Annotated in this window: 14 protein-coding genes; 11 read left to right on the top strand and 3 right to left on the bottom strand. The window is 72.7% G+C overall.

Going from position 1 to position 19,560, the window contains the following annotated elements:
- The first annotated feature begins 198 nt into the window (after positions 1–198).
- The 3 genes from DQ384_RS30325 (at position 199) to DQ384_RS30315 (ending at position 3,687) form a co-directional block, all read left to right on the top strand.
- On the top strand, positions 199–1,788 hold the full coding sequence (locus DQ384_RS30325) for a glycoside hydrolase family 10-like protein (protein WP_245966890.1): 1,590 nt from the start codon (positions 199–201) through the stop codon (positions 1,786–1,788).
- 67 nt (positions 1,789–1,855) lie between these two features.
- Positions 1,856–2,950, top strand: a complete 1,095-nt coding sequence (locus DQ384_RS30320) for an N-acetylglucosamine kinase (RefSeq protein WP_114032296.1) — start codon at positions 1,856–1,858, stop codon at positions 2,948–2,950.
- Between the two features lie 95 nt (positions 2,951–3,045).
- A complete protein-coding gene (locus DQ384_RS30315; protein ID WP_245966889.1) occupies positions 3,046–3,687 on the top strand; it encodes a phosphatase PAP2 family protein in 642 nt (213 codons plus the stop codon).
- A 40-nt stretch (positions 3,688–3,727) separates the two neighbouring features.
- Here DQ384_RS30315 and DQ384_RS30310 read toward each other — a convergent pair whose 3' ends face one another.
- Entirely contained in the window at positions 3,728–4,297 is a 570-nt protein-coding gene (locus DQ384_RS30310) for a hypothetical protein (protein WP_114032319.1), read from the bottom strand.
- A 162-nt stretch (positions 4,298–4,459) separates the two neighbouring features.
- Between DQ384_RS30310 and DQ384_RS30305 the strand changes: the two genes are divergently transcribed.
- The 3 genes from DQ384_RS30305 to DQ384_RS30295 all read left to right on the top strand — a co-directional run bounded on the left by DQ384_RS30305 (position 4,460) and on the right by DQ384_RS30295 (position 9,704).
- On the top strand, positions 4,460–6,118 hold the full coding sequence (locus DQ384_RS30305) for an NAD(P)/FAD-dependent oxidoreductase (RefSeq protein ID WP_114032295.1): 1,659 nt from the start codon (positions 4,460–4,462) through the stop codon (positions 6,116–6,118).
- Complete coding sequence (locus tag DQ384_RS30300; RefSeq protein WP_114032294.1) at positions 6,115–7,572, top strand: ATP-binding protein; 1,458 nt, start codon at positions 6,115–6,117, stop codon at positions 7,570–7,572. The genes DQ384_RS30305 and DQ384_RS30300 overlap by 4 nt, the downstream gene beginning before the upstream one ends.
- Positions 7,573–7,676: 104 nt before the next feature.
- Positions 7,677–9,704, top strand: coding sequence for a family 20 glycosylhydrolase (locus DQ384_RS30295; RefSeq protein WP_114032293.1), 2,028 nt, complete (start codon positions 7,677–7,679; stop codon positions 9,702–9,704).
- A gap of 111 nt (positions 9,705–9,815) precedes the next feature.
- Here the strand turns inward: DQ384_RS30295 and DQ384_RS30290 are convergent, their stop codons facing one another.
- Together DQ384_RS30290 and DQ384_RS43775 are read right to left on the bottom strand one after the other, a co-directional pair.
- On the bottom strand, positions 9,816–10,934 hold the full coding sequence (locus DQ384_RS30290) for a YeiH family protein (RefSeq protein ID WP_114032292.1): 1,119 nt from the start codon (positions 10,932–10,934) through the stop codon (positions 9,816–9,818).
- On the bottom strand, positions 10,934–11,065 hold the full coding sequence (locus DQ384_RS43775; protein ID WP_281274129.1) for a hypothetical protein: 132 nt from the start codon (positions 11,063–11,065) through the stop codon (positions 10,934–10,936). The genes DQ384_RS30290 and DQ384_RS43775 overlap by 1 nt, the downstream gene beginning before the upstream one ends.
- A 441-nt stretch (positions 11,066–11,506) precedes the next feature.
- Here DQ384_RS43775 and DQ384_RS42405 point away from each other — a divergent pair, with 441 nt between their 5' ends.
- From DQ384_RS42405 to DQ384_RS30265, 5 genes are all read left to right on the top strand, one after another.
- On the top strand, positions 11,507–13,150 hold the full coding sequence (locus DQ384_RS42405) for a serine/threonine-protein kinase (protein WP_245966888.1): 1,644 nt from the start codon (positions 11,507–11,509) through the stop codon (positions 13,148–13,150).
- A gap of 455 nt (positions 13,151–13,605) precedes the next feature.
- Entirely contained in the window at positions 13,606–15,888 is a 2,283-nt protein-coding gene (locus DQ384_RS30280) for an AfsR/SARP family transcriptional regulator (protein ID WP_147268942.1), read from the top strand.
- Between the two features lie 191 nt (positions 15,889–16,079).
- Positions 16,080–17,513: an aspartate aminotransferase family protein gene (locus DQ384_RS30275; RefSeq protein WP_114032290.1), complete on the top strand. Its 1,434-nt coding sequence runs from the start codon at positions 16,080–16,082 to the stop codon at positions 17,511–17,513.
- Complete coding sequence (locus DQ384_RS30270) at positions 17,495–18,535, top strand: NAD-dependent epimerase/dehydratase family protein (RefSeq protein WP_114032289.1); 1,041 nt, start codon at positions 17,495–17,497, stop codon at positions 18,533–18,535. The genes DQ384_RS30275 and DQ384_RS30270 overlap by 19 nt, the downstream gene beginning before the upstream one ends.
- Before the next feature lie 107 nt (positions 18,536–18,642).
- Entirely contained in the window at positions 18,643–19,536 is an 894-nt protein-coding gene (locus DQ384_RS30265) for a UbiA prenyltransferase family protein (RefSeq protein ID WP_181871500.1), read from the top strand.
- The last annotated feature ends 24 nt before the right edge of the window (positions 19,537–19,560 follow it).

Raw genomic sequence — 19,560 nt, 5'->3', positions numbered from 1 at the left:
TCGCGGGACTTTGCCACCGATGTGGCACTGCTCGACATTTCGCGTATCTTCTATGAAGATTTCCTTCATCGGCTCTCGGTTAGGTCACGGCCTGATGACGATTCTCTTCGAAGCACTACGTCAAGGTGAAACCCCCCGCCAACTCCGGCCCGGAGCCCGCCGTCACGCGGCCCGGCCGGCGCGACCTCGGGAGGAAACGTGAACCGCGAACCGATCAGCCGCAGGGCCGTCCTCGGCGGGCTCGCCGCCGCCGCCCTCGTCCCCGTGGCCTACGCCCGCGCCCGCGCGGCCGGCCCGTCCGGTTCCGCGGGGACGCTCGGGCAGGCCGCCGCGCGCCGTCCGGCCCTGACCGCCCCACGCCAGATGCGCGGCATGTGGATCGCCTCCGTCGACAACGGCAACTGGCCCTCGCGCGCCGGCCTGACCGCCGACGAGCAGAAGGCGGAGTTCACCTCCTGGCTCGACTTCGCCGCCGCCCGCCGCCTCAACGCCGTGTTCGTGCAGGTGCGGCCCACCGCCGACGCGTTCTGGCCCTCGCGTCACGAGCCGTGGTCGCAGTACCTCACCGGCGTTCAGGGACGCGACCCCGGCTACGACCCGCTGCGGTTCATGGTCGAGGCCGCGCACGCGCGAGGGCTGGCCTTCCACGCGTGGTTCAACCCCTACCGCGTCTCCCGCCAGGCCGACCCGGCGCGGCTCGCGGTCGGCCACCCGCTGCGGCGCCACCCCGCGTGGGGCGTCGCCTTCGCGGGCGGGCTGTACTACAACCCCGGGCTGCCCGAGGTGCGCGCCTTCGTCCAGGAGGCGATCATGGACGCCGTCACCCGCTACGACCTCGACGGCGTCCACTTCGACGACTACTTCTACCCCTATCCCGTCGACGGGCAGGAGTTCGGCGACGCCGCCGCCTACGCCCGCCACGGGAAGGGCTTCCCCGACCGGGCGGCGTGGCGGCGGCACAACGTCGACCGGCTCGTCGAGGAGATGGCCGAGCGCGTGCGGGAGGCCAAGCCCGAGGCCATGTGGGGCATCAGCCCCTTCGGCGTCTGGCGCAACCGCTCCTCCGACCCGGGCGGGTCCGCCACCACCGCCCTGCAGTCGTACGACGACCAGTACGCCGACACGCGGGGCTGGGTGGAGAAGGGCTGGCTGGACTACGTCACGCCGCAGCTCTACTGGCACATCGGGCCGGGGGCCGCCGACTACGCCGTGCTCGCCCCCTGGTGGGCGCGCGTCGTGGACGGCACCGGCACCCAGCTGTGGATCGGCCAGGCCGCCTACCGCGCCTGCGCGCCCGGCGAGACCGGCGCCTGGAAGGACCCGGCCGAGCTGTCCCGGCACCTGACCTTCGGCCGCGACCACCCGCTGATCGGCGGCGACGTCTACTACAGCGCGGGCGACCTGCGCGCCGACCGCCTCGGCTCCACCACCCGCCTGTGCGACGACCACTACGCCGGCCCGGCACTGCCGCCGCTGCTCCCGCGCCTGGCCGACGGGCCCTCGCCGGACGCGCCCGTCCTCACAGCCGTCCGGTCCACCGCCACCGGAGCCGAGATCACCTTCCACGCCGCAGGCCACCGGGCGCCGCGCCTGTACGCCGTCTACCGGACGGACGGGCCGGACGACCCCGGCAAGCTGATCGCCGTGCTGCCCGGGACCCGCCACGCCCGCCACACCGACCCCGGCGTCAAGCCCGGCTCCCGCTACCACGTGACCGCCCTTGACCGGGCGAACCGCCAGAGCGAGCCCGCCTCCTGGGAACCCGGGGAGGGGTCCTCCGGCTGGTGAGACGCGCGCGGGCGGCGAAGATCCTCGCCTGCCTATACTTCCGGGGACGACTGGGCAGGGGAGGCGTATGAGCGAGGCCGAGCCGTTGGTCGTCGGGGTGGACGGCGGGGGGACGAGCACGCGCTGCCTGGTCGCCACCACCGGCGGCGAGGTCCTCGCGCGGGGATTCGCCGGCGGCGCCAACCCGCGTTCCGCGCGCGACCCCGGCGGCAACCTGGCCCGCGCCCTCGCCGAGGCGCTGGCGGGCGTCCGTCCGGGGGATGCGACCGGTGAGGTGGCCCGCAGTGTCGTGGGCGGGGTGTTCGGGCTCGCGGGCGCCAGCGAGACCGGCCGCAGGGAGGCGCGCGCGCTGGCCGCCGCGGCGTGGCGCGCCGCCGGGCTGCCCGGCCTCCCCGAGGTCGTCCCGGACGTCGTCGTCGCCTTCGCCGGCGCGACGCCCGAGCCTTCCGGCGGCCTGATCCTTTCGGGGACGGGCGCCGTGGCGGCGCGCATGGAGGGCCGGCGGATCGCGCGGCGGTGCGACGGCTACGGCTGGCTGCTCGGGGACGAGGGCTCGGGCGTGTGGATCGGCCGCCGCGCCGTCCAGGCCGCCCTGGCCGCCCTCGACGGGCGCGGAGCCCCCACCGTCCTCACCGAACGCGTCCTCGCGACCCTGGAGGCCCCGGCCTCGAACGGCCCCGCGGCGGTCCCGGCCTCGGACGGCCCCGCGGCGGCCCTGGGCTCGGACGGCCCTGCGGCGGCCTCCGCCCCGGAGGGCCCCGCGGCGGCTCCGAGGTCGGAGCAGGCGCTGATCGAGGCGTACATCGCGGCCGTGTACGACCACGAGCCCGCGCGGCTCGGCATCGTCAGCCCCGTCGTGGAGGCCGCCGCCCGCGAGGGCGACCGTGTCGCGCTGACCATCCTGGACGACGCCGCCCGCCGCCTCGTCGCCACGCTGGACGCCGTCGGCCCCCTGGACCCGGGGCGGCCGGTCGTCCTCGCCGGGTCGCTGCTCACCCACCCCACCCTGGTCGCCGAGCGCGTCCGGGAGTCCCTGCGCGGCCGTCCGCTCGCCCTGTCCCTGGACGGCGCGGCCGGCGCCGCCGCCCTGGCCCTGAGGGCCGTCCCCGAGGCCGCCCCGGGCGCCGCCGAGGCCGCCCACCGCCGGCTCCTGGCGTCCTGACCCTCAGGGCGCCCGGATCGCCGCGCCGGAAGGCGCGTCCGGGGGCCGGCGTGTGGCAGTCTGCTAGCTCCAGAAGATCTCGACGGGGGAGTGCCATGGGCGGCGCGCGTGTGCCGGGTGACGAGGCCGGGAGCGACGTCGTGGAGGCCGCCGGCGTCCGGGACCGGCTCGCCCGGTGCGTCACCGAGGTCTTCGCGCCGCAGGTGCTGGTGATCGGGCTGCCGCCGCTGGTGGGGCTGGTCTCCGACGGGTGGGCCGGGTTCCGCTGGGGGCTGGTGGCCTCGCTGCTGTGCGGGGGCGTCCCCGCCCTGGTGATCGCCCTCGGGGTACGCGCCGGGCGGCTCGACTCCCGGCACATCGTCGACCGCTCCCGCAGGACGATCCCGCTGGTGGTGGCGGTCGTCGCGGTGCTGGCCGCGCTCGTCCTGCTGGCGGGTCTCGGCGCGCCCCGGCTGCTGGTGGCCACGGTGGGCGCGATGCTCGCGGGCCTCGCGGTCACGGTGCCGGTGACGCTGCTGTGGAAGATCTCCTTCCACGCCGCCGTGTCCGCCGGGACGGTGCTGGTGCTCTCGCGCGTCCTGCCCGCGACCCCCACCCTGACCTTCGGGCTGCTGGTCGTCGCGGTGGTGTGCTGGGCGCGCGTCCGGCTTGCTCACCACACGTTCGCGCAGGTCGCGGCGGGGGCCGTGACGGGGGCGGTCTCCTCGTGGGCCGTCCTCGCCCTCACCGGCGTGTGAACCCGGCCCGCGTGCGAACCCGGGCGATCTCAGGCGCGCCTCAGGCGGAAGCCCGCTGCCACAGCGGGTCGCGGTACACCACCACGGACGGGCCGCGCAGCATCTCGTCGGGGGCCGACAGCATCACCAGCTCCCCGGCGGCCTCCATCTCGCGCAGCACGTCCCGGACGCGCGGGCCCACGGGGAGGCGGCCGCGCGGCAGGGCGAGGGCCTCGCGCACGGCGTCGGCGACCTCCGACAGCCGGAACGGGCCGGCGTGGTCGCCGATCAGGCCGCGGACCAGCTCCGTGGTGATCACCTCCCGCGCCTCGCCGTGCGCGACCTCCCACACGAGCTGGACGTCGCGCCGTCCGGTGGCCGCGCAGGCGGAGCAGCGCTGGACGAACCCGGGCACGATCTCCTGGTCGGCCGATCCGAGGCAGACCGAGCACTGGCCCGTCTCCATGGCGTGCAGCTCGGCGGAGACCCGGCCGGGCAGAGGCGTCGCGCACCTGCACCGGTACGTGCGGAACGCGCCGTCCCGGACGAGCGCGACGTCGTCGGCGTCGTCGGGGATCACGTCCCACTGGACGGTGATCGTGTGTGCGGTGTGCGTCGTCTGTGTCGCCATCGCCGGTGACTCTACCCACTCGGCTGCCGCGAAGCCCCGGAACCAGGCCGGTCCCGACATCCGGGACGTCCTGGGGAGGGGCGGGCCCAGGGGTCCACGTGATCGGTCGGGGGCGTCGGGGACCGGGCCATCTTTACTCCACGACATGGTTTCATTGGATCCATGGCGAACCCGGCGATTTTGACCGTCGACGACGATCCGGCCGTCTCGCGGTCGGTGGCCAGGGACATCCGGCGACGTTACGGTGATCGTTACCGTGTGGTCCGCGCCGATTCCGGCCAGGACGCCCTCGACGCCCTCCGCGAGCTCAAGCTGCGCGGCGAGCAGGTCGCCGTCATGCTGGCGGACTACCGAATGCCCCAGATGAACGGCATCCAGTTCCTCGAGTCCGCGATGGACATCTTCCCGCGCGCCCGCCGCGTCCTGCTCACGGCGTACGCCGACACCGAGGCGGCCATCGACGCGATCAACATCGTCGACCTGGACCACTACCTGCTGAAGCCGTGGAACCCGCCCGAGGAGAAGCTCTACCCGGTCGTGGACGCGCTGCTGGACGCGTGGGCGGCGGCGCCCGACGAGGCCGTCAACGAGATCCGGGTCGTCGGCCACCGCTGGTCGGCCCCGTCCTACGCGGTCCGCGACTTCCTCGCCCGCAACCTCGTCCCCTACCGATGGCTGCTGGCCGACGAGGCGGAGGGCGGGCGTCTGCTCGCGGCCGCGGGCCTCACCGTGGACGATGTGCCGCTGGTGGTCACCCCGGACGGCACGTCCCTGGTCAGGCCCACCGAGGCCGACCTGGCCGCGCACGTCGGGCTGACCACCACGCCGGCCGAGGAGTTCTACGACCTGGTGGTCGTCGGCGCGGGCCCGGCGGGGCTCGGCGCGGCGGTGTACGGCGCGTCCGAGGGCCTGCGCACGGTGCTGCTGGAGCAGCGCGCCACCGGAGGCCAGGCCGGGCAGAGCAGCCGCATCGAGAACTACCTCGGTTTCCCCGACGGCGTGTCGGGCGCGCAGCTCACCGACCGCGCGCGGCGCCAGGCGCTGCGGTTCGGCGCCGAGATCCTCACCACGCGCGAGGTCGTCGGCCTGGAGTCGGGCGGCAGCACGCGGCTGCTGCGCTTCGGCGACGGCAGTGCCATCGCCGCCCACACCGTCGTGCTGGCCACCGGCGTCTCCTACCGCATGCTGGAGGCCCCCGGTCTCGCCGAGCTGACCGGCAGGGGCGTCTTCTACGGGTCGGCGTCGACCGAGGCCCCCGCGTGCGCCGGCGAGGAAATCTACATCGTCGGCGGCGCCAACTCCGCCGGCCAGGCCGCCATGCACTTCTCGCGGTACGCCCGGCGGGTGCACATCCTCATCCGCGCCGGGGACCTGCGGCGCTCGATGTCGCAGTACCTCATCGCCCAGATCGAGGGCAGGCCGAACATCGAGGTCCACCCGCACACGACGGTGGTCGCGGGTGAGGGCGACGGCCACCTTCAGCGGCTGTCGCTGTGCGACCCCCGCTCCGGGCGGGTCCGCGAGGTGGACACGTCCTGGCTGTTCGTCTTCATCGGCGCCGAGCCGCGCACGGACTGGCTGGACAAATCCATCCAGCGGGACGATCGTGGCTTCGTGCTCACCGGCTCGGACCTGCTCGCCGACGGCCGGCGACCGCCGGGCTGGTCGCTGCCGCGCGATCCGTACCACCTGGAATGCAGTATGCCGGGCGTGTTCGCCGCCGGCGACGTGCGCGCCACCTCGGTCAAGCGCGTCGCCTCGGCCGTAGGCGAGGGCGCGATGGCCGTATCGCTGATCCACCGTTACCTGGAGACGCAATGACCGAGCCGGGCGAGACCGCCGGGCGCGGCGCCGCGGACGGTGATCGCCTCACCGCCGACGAGCTGCGCACCCTGTTCTTGTTCGAGTCACTGACCGATTCGCAGCTGGCCGTGTTCGTCGAGCACGGCCGCGTGGAGCGCCACCGGGCGGGTGAGACGGTCTGCCAGGAGGGCGAGCCCGCCACCTGCTTCTATGTCCTGCTGAGCGGCACCGTGTCCCTGACGCGCCGCGTCCAGGGCGACGAGGTCGAGGTCACCCGCACCGACCAGCGCGGCGTGTACGCGGGGGCGATGCAGACCTATCTCGCCGACCAGGTGAAGCAGACCTACACCGCGACCCTGCGCGCGATCGGCGACGTCAAGCTGTTCGCGCTGCCGGCGAGCGTGCTCGCCACGGCGATGCGCGAGTGGTTCCCGATGGCGACGCACATGCTGGAGGGCATGTTCGTCGGCATGCGCGTGAACCAGACGATCGTCGGCGAGCGCGAGCGGCTGCTGGCCCTCGGCTCGCTGTCGGCCGGGCTGACCCACGAGCTGAACAACCCGGCGGCGGCGGCCGTCCGGGCCACGTCCGTGCTGCGCGAGCGGGTCGCGGGCATGCGCCACAAGCTGGCGCTGATCGCCGACGGCAGGCTGGACGGCTCGCGGCTGCGCGACCTGGTCGAGTTGCAGGAGGACGCGGTCAAGCGGGCGGCGAGCGCGGTGCCGCTGTCGGCGCTGGCCACCGCCGACGCCGAGGACGCGCTGTGCGACTGGCTCGACGACCACGACATCACCGGCGGCTGGGAGCTGGCCTCGACGCTCGTCTCGGGCGGAATCGATTCGACGTGGCTGGACCGCATCAGCGGCGCGGTCGGCGGCGAGAACCTGGAGCCCGCGATCCGCTGGCTCACCTACACGATCGAGACCGAGCTGCTGATGGGGGAGATCGACGACGCGGTCAGCCGCGTGTCCTCGCTCGTCTCGGCGGCCAAGCAGTACTCCCAGCTGGACCGCACCCCCTACCAGACCGTCGAGGTGCACGAGCTGCTCGACGCCACGCTGACCATGATGCAGGCGAAGATCCCCACCGGGGTGCGGACCGTCAAGGAGTACGACCGCACCGTCCCGGCGATCCCCGCGTACGCCGCCGAGCTCAACCAGGTATGGACGAACCTCATCGACAACGCCCTCGCGGCGATGAACGGACGCGGCGGCGTGCTGACCGTCCGCACCGGGCACGAGGCCGACCGCATCTTCGTCGAGATCGCCGACACCGGGCCGGGCATCCCCGCCGAGATCCGGCCGCGCATCTTCGAGCCGTTCTTCACCACGAAGCCGGTCGGGGAGGGCACGGGCCTCGGCCTGGACATCTCCTACCGGATCATCGTGAACAAGCACCACGGCGACATCCGGGTGGACTCGGCGCCGGGCGACACCCGCTTCCGCGTGCTGCTGCCGATCGCGGCGGAGTGACCTCCGAAGCACTCGATCCCGGCGGCGCCCTGTGCCTTGACGGCGCCCTCTCTGAAAGTAAAGCTTATTAATAATTAAGCCACTTTCGCCTGCGAGGGACGCCAATGAGCCTCTCCTTACCGTCCGGCACGCCCCGCACGACCCGCCTCCGTCCCCTGGCCCGCCGCGCGCTCGCCCGGCTCGCCTCGGTTCTGCTCCTGGCCGGCGGCACCGGGCTGGTGGCGGTCACCTCGGCCCCTCCGGCCTCGGCCGCGTCGATCGCCGACATCGTGCCCGCCCCCGCGTCGGCCCAGCCGTCCGCCGGCGTCACCTACACCCTGCCGTCCGGCGCGGGCGTCTTCACCCAGGCGGGCTCGGCCGCGGCCGCCGACGTCGGCGCGTACCTCGCCGCCCTCCTGCGCCGCTCGACGGGGTACGCGCTGCCGGTGTCCCCGGCGCCGTCCTCGCCGTCCTCGGGCATCTCGCTCCTGCTGACCGGCGCCGATCCGGCCGTGGGCGCGCAGGGGTACCAGCTCGACGTGACCGCCACCTCGGTGATCATCCGCGCGCAGACCGCCAACGGGCTGTTCAACGGCGTGCAGACGCTGCGCCAGCTGCTGCCGGCCGACGTCGAGAGCACCACGGTGCGCCCCGGTCCCTGGGTCGTCCCGGGCGGGCGCGTCGTCGACCACCCCCGGTTCGCCTACCGGGGTGCCATGCTCGACGTCGCGCGCCACTTCCACCCCGTGGCGACCGTCAAGCAGTACATCGACAGGATCGCCCTCTACAAGATCAACTACCTGCACCTGCACCTCTCGGACGACCAGGGCTGGCGCATCGTGATCGACGGCTGGCCGCGGCTGGCCACCTACGGCGGCAGCACGCAGGTCGGCGGCGGCGCGGGTGGGTACTACACGAAGGCCCAGTACCAGGACATCGTGGCCTACGCGGCGCAGCGGTACGTCACGATCGTCCCGGAGATCGACATGCCGGGCCACACCAACGCGGCGCTCGCGTCCTACGCCGAGCTGAACTGCGACGGCGTCGCCCCGCCGCTCTACACCGGCACCAACGTCGGCTTCAGCTCGCTGTGCACCACCAAGGAGAACACCTACACGTTCGTCGCGAACGTGCTCACCGAGCTCGCCGCGATCACGCCCGGCCCGTACCTGCACATCGGCGGCGACGAGGCCAGCTCCACCCCGGCCGCGCAGTACGCCGCGTTCATGAACCGCGTCCAGCCCCTGGTGACGGGCACGGGCAAGACGGTCATGGGCTGGCACCAGATGGGGATGTCTGCGGTGAACCACTCGCCGGGCCGCGTCGTGCAGTACTGGGGGACGACCACCTCCGACTCGGCGGTGACCACGGCCGTCTCGCGCGGCGCCAAGGTCGTCCTGTCCCCGGCCAACAAGGCCTACCTCGACATGAAGTACAACTCCTCCACCCCGCTCGGGCTGAACTGGGCGGGCTACATCGAGGTGCAGACCGCGTACGAGTGGAACCCGGGCGCCTACCTCGGCGGCGTGCCCGAGTCGGCCGTGCTCGGCGTCGAGGCGCCGCTGTGGACCGAGACGATCGTCACCGAGGACCACATCGAGTACATGGCCTTCCCCCGGCTGCCCGCCATCGCCGAGCTGGGCTGGTCGCCGTGGTCCACGCACGACTGGAACGCCTTCCGCGTCCGCCTCGGCGCGCAGGCGCCGCGCTGGACGGTGATGGGCATCGGCTTCTACCGCTCCACGCAGGTCCCGTGGAGCACGGGGACGCCGGCCGGCAGGTACGAGGCGGAGAACGCCACGATCTCGCGAGGTGTCGTCGAGTCCAACCACGCGGGGTACTCGGGCACCGGGTTCGTCAACTACGACAACGCGAGCGGCGCCTACGTCCAGTGGACCGTCACCGCGGCGGCGGGTCCCGTGACGCTGCGGCTGCGGTACGCCAACGGCACCACCGCCGACCGGCCGATGACCATCACCGTCAACGGCGCCACCGTGGCCACCGCGATGTCCTTCCCCGGGACCGGCGCGTGGACCACGTGGCAGACCGGGACGCTCACCGCGAACCTCGCCGCCGGGACCAACACCATCAGGGCCACCGCGACCACCGCGAACGGCGGGCCCAACGTCGACTACCTGGAGGTGCAGCCCTAGGCGCGCGGGCGCCGGCCGGGCCTCCCGAGCTCAAGCGCAAGGCCCGGCCGGACGTGCCACGGCCCCCGGGGCGGGCCGGCCGGGCCCCTCCGGCCCCGGCCGGCCCAGGTGTCAGCTCACGCTGAAGCCGCTGAACAGCAGCAGGGCCAGCCCCAGCGCGGCCACGACGTTCACGATCGTCGCCGAGGCGAAGACGGCCACCGGACGCCACCCGGCCTCGCGCAGCGCCGAGACCCGGAACTCCAGCCCGATGCTGACGAAGGCCAGGATCAGGAACCACACCCGCAGGTCGTTGGCCACGCCGATGACCGCCTTGCCCTCGGCGGCCGAGACCGTGGTGAGGTACCAGGTCGCGATCACCGAGGCGGCGACGAAGCCGAGGACGAACTTCGGGAAGCGCCGCCACAGCTCGATCGCGCCCGGCCGCGCGGCGTCGGGGCGGCGCTCGACACGGAACGCGAACCACGCGGTGAGCAGGACCACCACGACACCGATGAGGGCGTTCTGGGTGACCTTCACGATGGTCGCCACCGCCAGGGCGTCCTCGCCGGCGATCGTGCCCGCCGCGGTGACGGCGGCCGTGGTGTCGATGTTGCCGCCGATCCACGCCCCGGCCACCTCGGGGCTCAGCCCGAACGCCGACGCCAGCGCCGGCAGGACGAAGATGGACGGCAGGGCGAACGCGATCACCAGGCTGGCGCTGTAGGCGAGCTGCTCGCGGCGGGCCTGCACCGCGCCCGCGGCCGCGATGGCGGCGCTGACGCCGCAGATCGCCACCGCCGACGACAGCAGCGCCCGCAGCTTGTCGTCCAGCCCGAGCCGCCCGCCCAGCCACCAGGTGAACAGGAACACCGTCGTGATGAGCACGATCGCCTGGACGATCGCCGGCCCGGCCGCCGTGACGATGACCTTGAGGTTGATCGACGCGCCGAGCAGGACGAGGCCGGTCTTGATGAAGAACTCGGTGAGGAACCCGCCGGACAGGCGCTCGCGCAGGCCGGTGGCGGTGAGGACGGCGTTGCCGAGCAGGCCGAGGACGATCGCGTACACCGGGTACTCGACGGCCTTGGCGAGGTCGGAGCCCGCGAACCACGTGGCGACGTTCTTGTCCAGGTAGCGCGTGAGGCCGCCGAGGACCAGCACGACGACGACGCCGAGGGCGGCCCACCGCCACACGGGGGCGGCGGGGGAGGGGGTCTCGCGGGTTGTGGTGATCTCTTCGGCGCTCATCAGGGCACCAGCCCGGTCGGGATGACGCCGAGGATGATCAGGATCAGCAGCACGAGGCCGAGGATCGTGGCCGCCCAGTCCTCGCTCAACGTGCGCCTGCCGCCGGCGGGGGGCAGGTCTGGCTCGCTCATGGGAGGGCCTTTCCATGGCCTGTCACGGCCATCTCGGGCCGGGCGGGGGCACCCCCGGGCTCCCGCCCGCACCGCGTGGGAGGTTTCGCAGCCTGATACTGCGACATATTCCCCTTCAAATCAATAGGAAATACATAGAACTTGACGGCGGTGTCTCGGCGTCGTGCGGGGCAAGGTCATGCCGGTCGTCCACGCTCGTACGGTCGGGTGCGGGCCTGGTTGCAGGATCACACCAAATCTCCGCGATGCGGGAATTCGGGATGCTCGCCCCCGGCCCGGCCGCCAGAATGGCGCTGCCGAATCGCACGAGGGAGAGATGTTGACGATCGCCGTCCGGCCGCCGCGGACCACGGCCGTGCCCCACCACCAGACGAACGCGCGCCCCGGCCCGCGCGGCGCCGGTCGGACGAGCTCCTCCCACCCGAGAATCGCGGCCCGGCGGTGACGCTGCTCGCGGGCCGCTACCGGCTCGTCTCGGTGCTCGGGCAGGGCGGCATGGGGACGGTGTGGCGCGCCGCCGACGAGCTCCTGCGCCAGGAGGTCGCCATCAAGGAGGTGCTGCTGCCGCCGGAGCTCGACGCGGACGCCCGCGCGGAGCTGCGCGAACGCACCCTGCGCGAGGCCCGGGCCGCCGCGCGGCTGCGATCCCACCCCTCGATCGTCACCGTGCACGACGTGGTCCTGGAGGACGGCCAGCCGTGGATCGTCATGGAACTGGTCCGCGGCCGGTCGCTGGACAAGATCGTGCACGCGGAGGGCCCGCTGCCGCCCCGGCGTGTGGCCGCCATCGGGCTCGCCGTCCTGGACGCGCTGGGCGCCGCCCACGCGGCCGGCATCCTGCACCGGGACGTCAAGCCGGGCAACGTGCTGATCACCGACGAGGGCAGGGTGCTGCTCACCGACTTCGGCATCGCGACGGTCGCGGGCGACCCGGCCCTCACCCAGACCGGCCTGCTCAACGGCTCGCCCGGCTACATGGCGCCCGAACGGCTGCGCGGGGAGGCCGACGGCCCGCCCGCCGACCTGTGGTCCCTCGGCGCCACCCTCTACACCGCCGTGGAGGGCACGCCCGCGTTCCGGCGCGACAACGCCAACGCGATCATGGCGGCCGTGCTGATGCACGAGCCGAACCCCATGCGTCTGGCGGGCCCGCTCGCCCCCGTCCTGGGGGCGATCCTCGAGAAGGACCCCGCCCGCCGCTGTCCCGCGACGTGGGCGGCTGCCCGGCTTCACGCCATCGCCGCGGGCGCGCCCGCCCCCGGCGTGGCGCCTCCGGGATCACCAAGGGGATCGGCCGCACCGCCCGGACCGGCCGACTCCGCGGGTCCGGGCGGCTGGGCCCACACCGCCGGTCGGGTCGGCTCTCCCGTCCGCCCCGTCACCGGCCCGACAGGTCCGGCCGGTATGGCGGCTCCGTCGCCGCACACCGCGCCCGCCGGGCGGCGTGCCCGCGGCAGGGCGCCACTGATCGTCGGCGCCGTGCTGGCGGTGACCGTCCCGGCCGTGACGGGCGTGCTCCTGTGGGGCGGCGTCATCTCTCCGTTCGGGGCCGCCCCCCGTGTCACCGGCTCCGTGGCGGCGACCGGCGCCGGACGCCCTTCGGTGAAGCCGGGCGCGCCCGGCAGGACGGCGCGGACCGGTCTGCTCGCCGCCAACCCCGAGGCGTGCGCGCTGCTCACCGCGGCGCAGGCGCGGGCCCTGCTCGGCGGCCAGGCAGAGGAGCGTTTCATGACCAAGGACGCGTGCATGTGGGACCGGAAGGACGGCACCTTCCTGGAGATCCAGAAGACGCGGTTCGAGACGGCCGGCATGGCGTCCATGGCCTTCGACGCCGGCCGGTCGAACATGAAGGACGAGCCCAGGCGGTATCCGGGCACCAGGCTCCGCGAGGGCCTGGCCGTGGGGGACGCGTCCTACGGCTGGACCAGGCGGATGGCACCGGACAGCCCCAACTACCAGACCATGGTGCTGTTCCGGACGGCCAACGTGATGGTGCACGTCTACCACTCGGGCCACAGGCCCGGCTTCGCCACCGCCGACCGTATGGCGAAACTCGTCAACGCCGCGCTGCTCGCCGCCCGCTGAGGTGAGGCCCCATCCAGTGGCGGCCCGGCCGTGGGCGCTCCCGGAATGGACCTGAGCGCCGACTCGAATAACGTCCCGGGGAACTGTCCGGCCGGGCATGTGAAGATCACGAAAAAGGCGGACTAACGCGGCCGGGTCGTAGGAGCGCTCCAACACATACGCATTTGCCGGGATGTGAAACTTTCAGCGGGCCGGGCGGTGACGGCGACCTTCTCACCGTGTAATCTCGGGGGTTTTGCATTATTCGTCACGCGGCCTGTAGGGGCGAACACGCGCCTCTATGTCACCATCGCCGTCGCGACGGTGTGAGCGGTTCGGGCATTCGGCGGCGTAATCTTCTTCTTCCTTTCGGGTGAGTACCTTTCAAGGTCACTTCCATTGACTATGGGGCAAAACAGGATTTATGTGTATTTGTGTTCCTGCTGGTGAAGGCTGTGCGCTACGGGGGGACAGGGATGGATTTCAAGATCCTCGGGCCGATCGAGGTCCGGGCGCCCCACGGGAAGCTGATCGCACTCGGCCGGCGCAAGCAGCGGGTGCTGCTCGCCGCCCTGTTGCTCAACGCGGGCAAGGCGATCCCCAGCCAGCGGATGCTCGACTGGCTGTGGGGCGAGCACGCCCCCGCCACGGCCGAGTCGAACCTCTACACCTACATCTCCGCCCTGCGCAGGGTGCTCGGCGGCCCCTCCCGGATCGAGACGGGCTCCAACGGGTACGTGCTCCGGGTCGCCCCAGGCGAGATCGACGTGACCCTGTTCGAGGAGCTGGCCGCGCAGGGACGTCAGGCGTTGTCCGAGGGCCGCAACGACGTCGCGCTCGAACGGCTGACCCGGGCCCTCGGCCTGTGGCGCGCCGAGTCCGTCCTCGAGGGGCTGTCCCTGCCCGCGCCGTTGCGTGGCGAGGCGGCGCGGCTGGAACGGTTGAGGGCGGACGTCGTGGACGCCTCGCTGGAGGCCCGGCTGGCACTGGGCCGGCACGGCGAGGTGCTCGCCGACCTGGAGGCGCTGACCCGCAGAGATCCGCTCAACGAACGGCTCCGCGCCCAGCTCATGCTCGCTCTTTACCGCTCCGGCCGCCGGGCCGACGCGCTCGCGGTGTACAAGGGCGCCAGGGAGACGCTGGCCGCGGAGCTGGGCATCGACCCGGGCCCTGACCTGATCCGCATGCACCGGCGCATCCTCGCCGACGACCCCGGCCTGGCGCCGCCGCGGGCGGTCGCCAGGCACCGGGTCTTCGCCCCCGCCGAGCTGCCGATCGACGTGGCGGCCTTCACCGGGCGAACCCCCGAGATCGCCCGATTACAGACGGCGCTGACCTCCGCGGGCCCGGGCTTCGCGATCGTCGTCTCGGCGATCACGGGCCCCGCGGGGATCGGCAAGTCCGAACTCGCCGTGCACGTCGCCCACCAGGTCGCGGACCGGTTCCCCGACGGACGGCTCTATGTGAACCTGCACGGATCCACCCCCGAGGTCGCGCCGCTGCACCCGGCCGACGTCCTGGCCCGCCTGCTGCGCTCCCTCGGGGACGGCGCGGCCGTGCGGGCCGACGTGGACGAGGCGGCGGCCCGGTTCCGTTCGCTGACCGACGGCAAGCGCCTGCTCCTGCTGCTCGACAACGCCCGCGACGCCGCGCAGGTACGGCCGCTGCTGCCCGCCAGCCCCACGTGCCGCGTCCTGATCACCGCCCGCAGGATGCTCACCTCGCTGGACGCCGTCGCGCACCTGCGCCTCGGGGTCATGGCCGAGGACGAGACGTTGACCCTGCTGAGCCGCCTGATCGGCGAGGAGCGCGTCGCCGCCGACCCGTGGGCGGCGCGTGCCGTCGTGCGGTTGTGCGGCGGCCTGCCCCTCGCGGTCAGGATCGCCGCCGCCCGGCTGATCGCGCGGCCCGGCCTGTCGCTGCGCGCCCTCGCCGACCGTCTCGCGGTCGAGGACCACCGCCTGTCGGAGCTCCAGGCCGACGACCAGGCCGTGCGGGCGTGCTTCATGATGAGCTACCGGGACCTGGACGCCGAAGGGGCCCGCGTGTTCCGGCTGCTCAGCTTGCTCGGCGTGCCCGAGGTCAGCGTCACGGTCGCCGCCGCCCTGGCCGGCCGCTCGGAGGAACGGACGGTGGACCTGCTGGACCACCTCGCCGACGTCCAGCTCCTCGACGCCTCCGCCCCCGGCCGGTATCGCATGCACGACCTGCTCCGCCTGTTCGCCCGCGAACGCGCCCGGCAGGAGGACAGCGAGGAGGACCAGGCCCAGGCCGTGCGGCGGGCGCTGCGCAGCCATCTGTCCGTCGCCCGCGCCGGCCGGTTCGCCGGCCACCGCCTCGGGCCGTCCGGCGAGGCGGGCCACGTTCACGCCGAGACCGCCGCCGTCCCGCGGGTGGCCGGGGACCCGGTGCGGGCGGCCGAGGACCTGGGGCACATGGCCGAGGCGCACCGCCTGGCCGGGCGGCCCGACATGGCGGCCCTGTGCTATTACAAGGCGCTGGAGGCCGATCTCGCCGGCGGCGCCGTCGGGACGCCCCACATGGTGGAGCACTGGCGGGGGCTGGGGCGGGCGTTCGAGGAGCTCGGGGACAACGCGCAGGCCCGCGAATGCTGGAGGACGAGCGCCACGATCCTGCACGCCCTTCATCTGATCGACGACGAGAAGTGGACGACTGAAACCGGCGATGGGCCGGGCACGCCGGAAATCTTCCTCCCCTGTACGCGTCCCGGCCGTGGAATCTCACCGTTGAATCCGTGACGCCGCCGCTTCGGGCCTGCCTTTTCGCCCACGCCTCATCGTGCGCCACGGCGCGGACCTATACAGATTTGTATGGTGCAAGGTATAGCCGCGTCGAACACTATTAGCGACATGTCTCTCGTCTTCTCACCCGCGTGGAGAAGGCCGGCACCTTGCGGAATTCGTGCGAACACGTAAGGGGAAGGGCAGACGTGTCTGAGCTGATCGGCATCGATGAGTGCGAAAACCTCACCGTGAAACAGGTCCAGGACCTGTACAGAAGGTATGTCAGCCGCAGTCAGGTCAACCTGATGACCTCCTTTGGCTTCGGCCGTGAACTTGTCGAGCGCGCCGAGGGCGCCTGGATCTGGACACGCGACGGCCGCCGGATCCTCGACGTCACCGGAGGGGTCGGCGTCCTCAACCACGGCCACAACCACCCGCGCATCCTGGAGGCGCGCCGCCGGTTCGCCGAGCGGCGGCGCATGGAGGTGCACAAGGCGTTCTTCTCTCCGTACGTGGCCGCGCTGAGCCACAACGTGGCCGAGCTGCTGCCGGGGGACCTGAACATCTCCTACTTCCCGAACTCGGGCGCGGAGGCCAACGAGGGCGCCGTCAAGATGGCGTACAAGTACCACGGCGGGCGGCGCAACACGATCCTGCGCGCCGACATCAGCTTCCACGGCAAGACCCTCGGCGCGGGCAGCCTGACCGGGTCGGCCGAGAACTCCTTCCGCTTCCCCGGGCTGCCGGGCATCGTCGTCTACCCCTATGGCGACCTGGCGGCCGTGCGGGCGGCGGTCGACGCCGCGCGCACCCCCGACGGCAAGTGCGACGTCTACGCGATCATGGTCGAGCCGTACAGCGCGTCGAGCATGCGCTCCTGGTCGGAGACGGACCTGTACGAGCTGCGGCGGCTCTGCGACGCGCAGGACATCATGCTGATCTTCGACGAGGTCTACACGGGCTGGGGGAAGACGGGCAGCCTCTTCTACTTCATGCGCCACCCCGACCTGGTGCCCGACCTCCTGGTGTACTCCAAGTCGCTGGGCGGCGGGAAGGCGTCGATCTCCGGGTACACCGCGCGCGAGTCGATCTTCCGCAAGGCCTACGACCGGCTCTCCGACGTCATCCTGCACAGCACCACCTACTACGGGTTCGGCGAGGAGACCGTCACCGCGATCGAGGCGATCAACGTGGTCGTCGAGGACGATTACCCCGGGCGGGCGCGGCAGATCGAGCGCATCCTGCGGCCCGGGCTGGAGAACATCCAGAAGCGCCACCCGGACGCGGTCGGCCGCGTGGCCGGCACCGGGTCGCTGTGGGGCGTGTTCCTGATCGGCGGCCCGAAGGTGCTCGACCTGGCGGCCAAGCTCGCCCCGGGCTTCTCCGGCGATCCGCAGTTCCGCACCAAGCTGATCACCCTGTCGGTGATCGCCGACCTCTACCGTGAGCACGGGATCGTGTCGTACTACAGCCCTAACGCCGACAACCCCCTCGTCGTCGCGCCGACCCTCGCCATCGAGCCCGATGACGTCGAGTACTTCCTGGAGAGCCTCGACAAGACGCTGGCCAAGGGCCTGCCGCGGCTGCTCGGCGGATTCGTGCGCGAGAAGGTGGGGTCGCGATGGTCCACCGGGTCGTAGTGACCGGAAGCGCCGGAATGCTCGGCGGCAACCTGGCCCGCCGGCTCGTGCTCGACGGGCACGACGTGCTCGGCGTGGACCTGCGCCCGCCGCCCGACCCCCTTCCCGGGGCGGAGCACCGGATCGGCGACGTGCGCGACCTGTCGCTGATGACCGAGGCGATGACCGGCGCGGACGCGGTCGTGCACTGCGCCGGCGCGCTGCCGAGCTACCCGCCCGAGCAGATCCACGGGCTGATCGTCGGGGGCACCCACACCGTGCTGGAGGCCGGGCGCCGGGCGGGCGTGGGGCGGCTGGTTTACATCTCCTCCACCGCCGTGTACGGGCTGCCGAAGCTGGTGCCCACGCCGGAGGAGCATCCCCGCGAGCCGGTCGACCCCTACACCAGGGCCAAGACCGAGGCCGAGGAACTGGCCGAGAAGTACCGCTCCGGCGGGATGTGCGTGCCGATCCTGCGTCCGAAGACCTTCCTCGGCCCCGGCCGGATGGGCCTGTTCGCCATGCTCTTCGAGTGGGCGGAGGAGGGACGCGGCTTCCCGGTACTCGGCCGCGGCGACGTGCGCATCCAGATGTTCGCCATCGAGGACCTCGTGGACGCCGTGGCCGGCGTCCTCACCGCGCCGGCGGACGTCGCCGACGACACCTACAACCTCGCCGCCGCCGAGTTCGGCACCCTGCGCGAGGACTTCCAGGCGGTGCTCGACGCGGCCGGCCACGGTAAGCGCGTCGTCTCGCTGCCCGCCCGCCCGGCCCTGGCCGGCCTGCGGCTGCTGGAGCGCAGCGGGCTGTCCCCGGTGTACGGCCGGCTGGTGCACAAACTGCTCGCCGACTCCTACGTCAGCATCGACAAGGCCCGTGAGCGCCTCGGCTTCCGGCCACGGCTGTCCAACCGGGACGCGATCCTCCGCACCTACGCGTGGTGGCGCGAACACCGCGCCACCGGCTCACCGCGCGGCGCGGGCCGGACGAGCCGCGACGCGTGGCGGCAGGGCGCGCTCTCGCTGGCCAAAGTGTTCTTCTGAGCTGACCGGGGTAAAGCATGCACGTCGTCGAATCGGCGGACGTTCCAGAAAGCCCGCAGCGTCCGGAACCGCAACCGGCCCGGGAGGTGAGGACCCGGGCGCGCCGCATGGCGGATCTCGCCGGGCTGATACGCCCCTCGCACACGGCCAAGGCGATCCTGCTCGTGCCGCTCGCGCTCCTCGGCACCTTCCCGTGGAACCTCGCCGAAGTGCGCGGGATCCTGCCGGCCACGGTCGCGTTCATCCTGGCCTCCGCCGCCGTCTACATCGGCAACGACATCGCCGACCGTCACCGCGACCGCCACCATCCCGTCAAGTGCCATCGCCCGGTCGCCGCCGGCCGGGTGGGCCTTCCGGCCGCGTACCTGTACTGCGCCGTCCTGCTGGCGCTGCTCGGCGCCATCGTCGCCCGATCGCCCGCGTCGTACTGGCCGGTCCTGGTGTACCTGGCCCTCAACGTCGCCTACAGCCGGATCCTCAAGCACATCCCGCTGGTCGACGTGGGCACGGTGGCGCTCGGCTTCGTCCTGCGCGTCGTCCAGGGGTACGAGGTGACCGGGGCGCGGCTGCCCGCCTGGCTGCTGGTCACGGTGTTCTCGATGTCCCTGCTGCTCCTCATCGGCAAGCGGCGCCGGGAGTTGCTGGAGGGCGGGGCCGCGCACCGGCCGGCGCTGCACGGCTACTCGATGGAGCTGACCAACTGGCTGCTGCAGATCGCCTCCGTGCTCGCCCTCGTCTCCGGCCTCATGTACCTGCGCGACGAAGGCCCGTTCGGCCCCCAGTTCGGTCAGACGGCGATGATGCTGTCCACCCCCTTCGCGCTGTTCGCCCTCTTCCGTTACCTGCAGCTCCAGCTGGTGGGCGAAGAGGGCGGTGACCCGGTCCGCATCCTGCTGCGCGACCGCGTCATGGTCGCGAACTCGATGCTGTGGGCCGCCACCCTGGGCGTGACGCTCGTGATCGCCCACAACCCGACCCTGGCGGCGGCCGTCCCGTTGTGAGAGCGACCCGTTGTGAGAGCGACA

The sequence above is a fragment of the Sphaerisporangium album genome (assembly GCF_003323745.1).
GTDB lineage: Bacteria > Actinomycetota > Actinomycetes > Streptosporangiales > Streptosporangiaceae > Sphaerisporangium > Sphaerisporangium album.
This window is presented reverse-complemented; position numbering and strand designations above follow the sequence as displayed.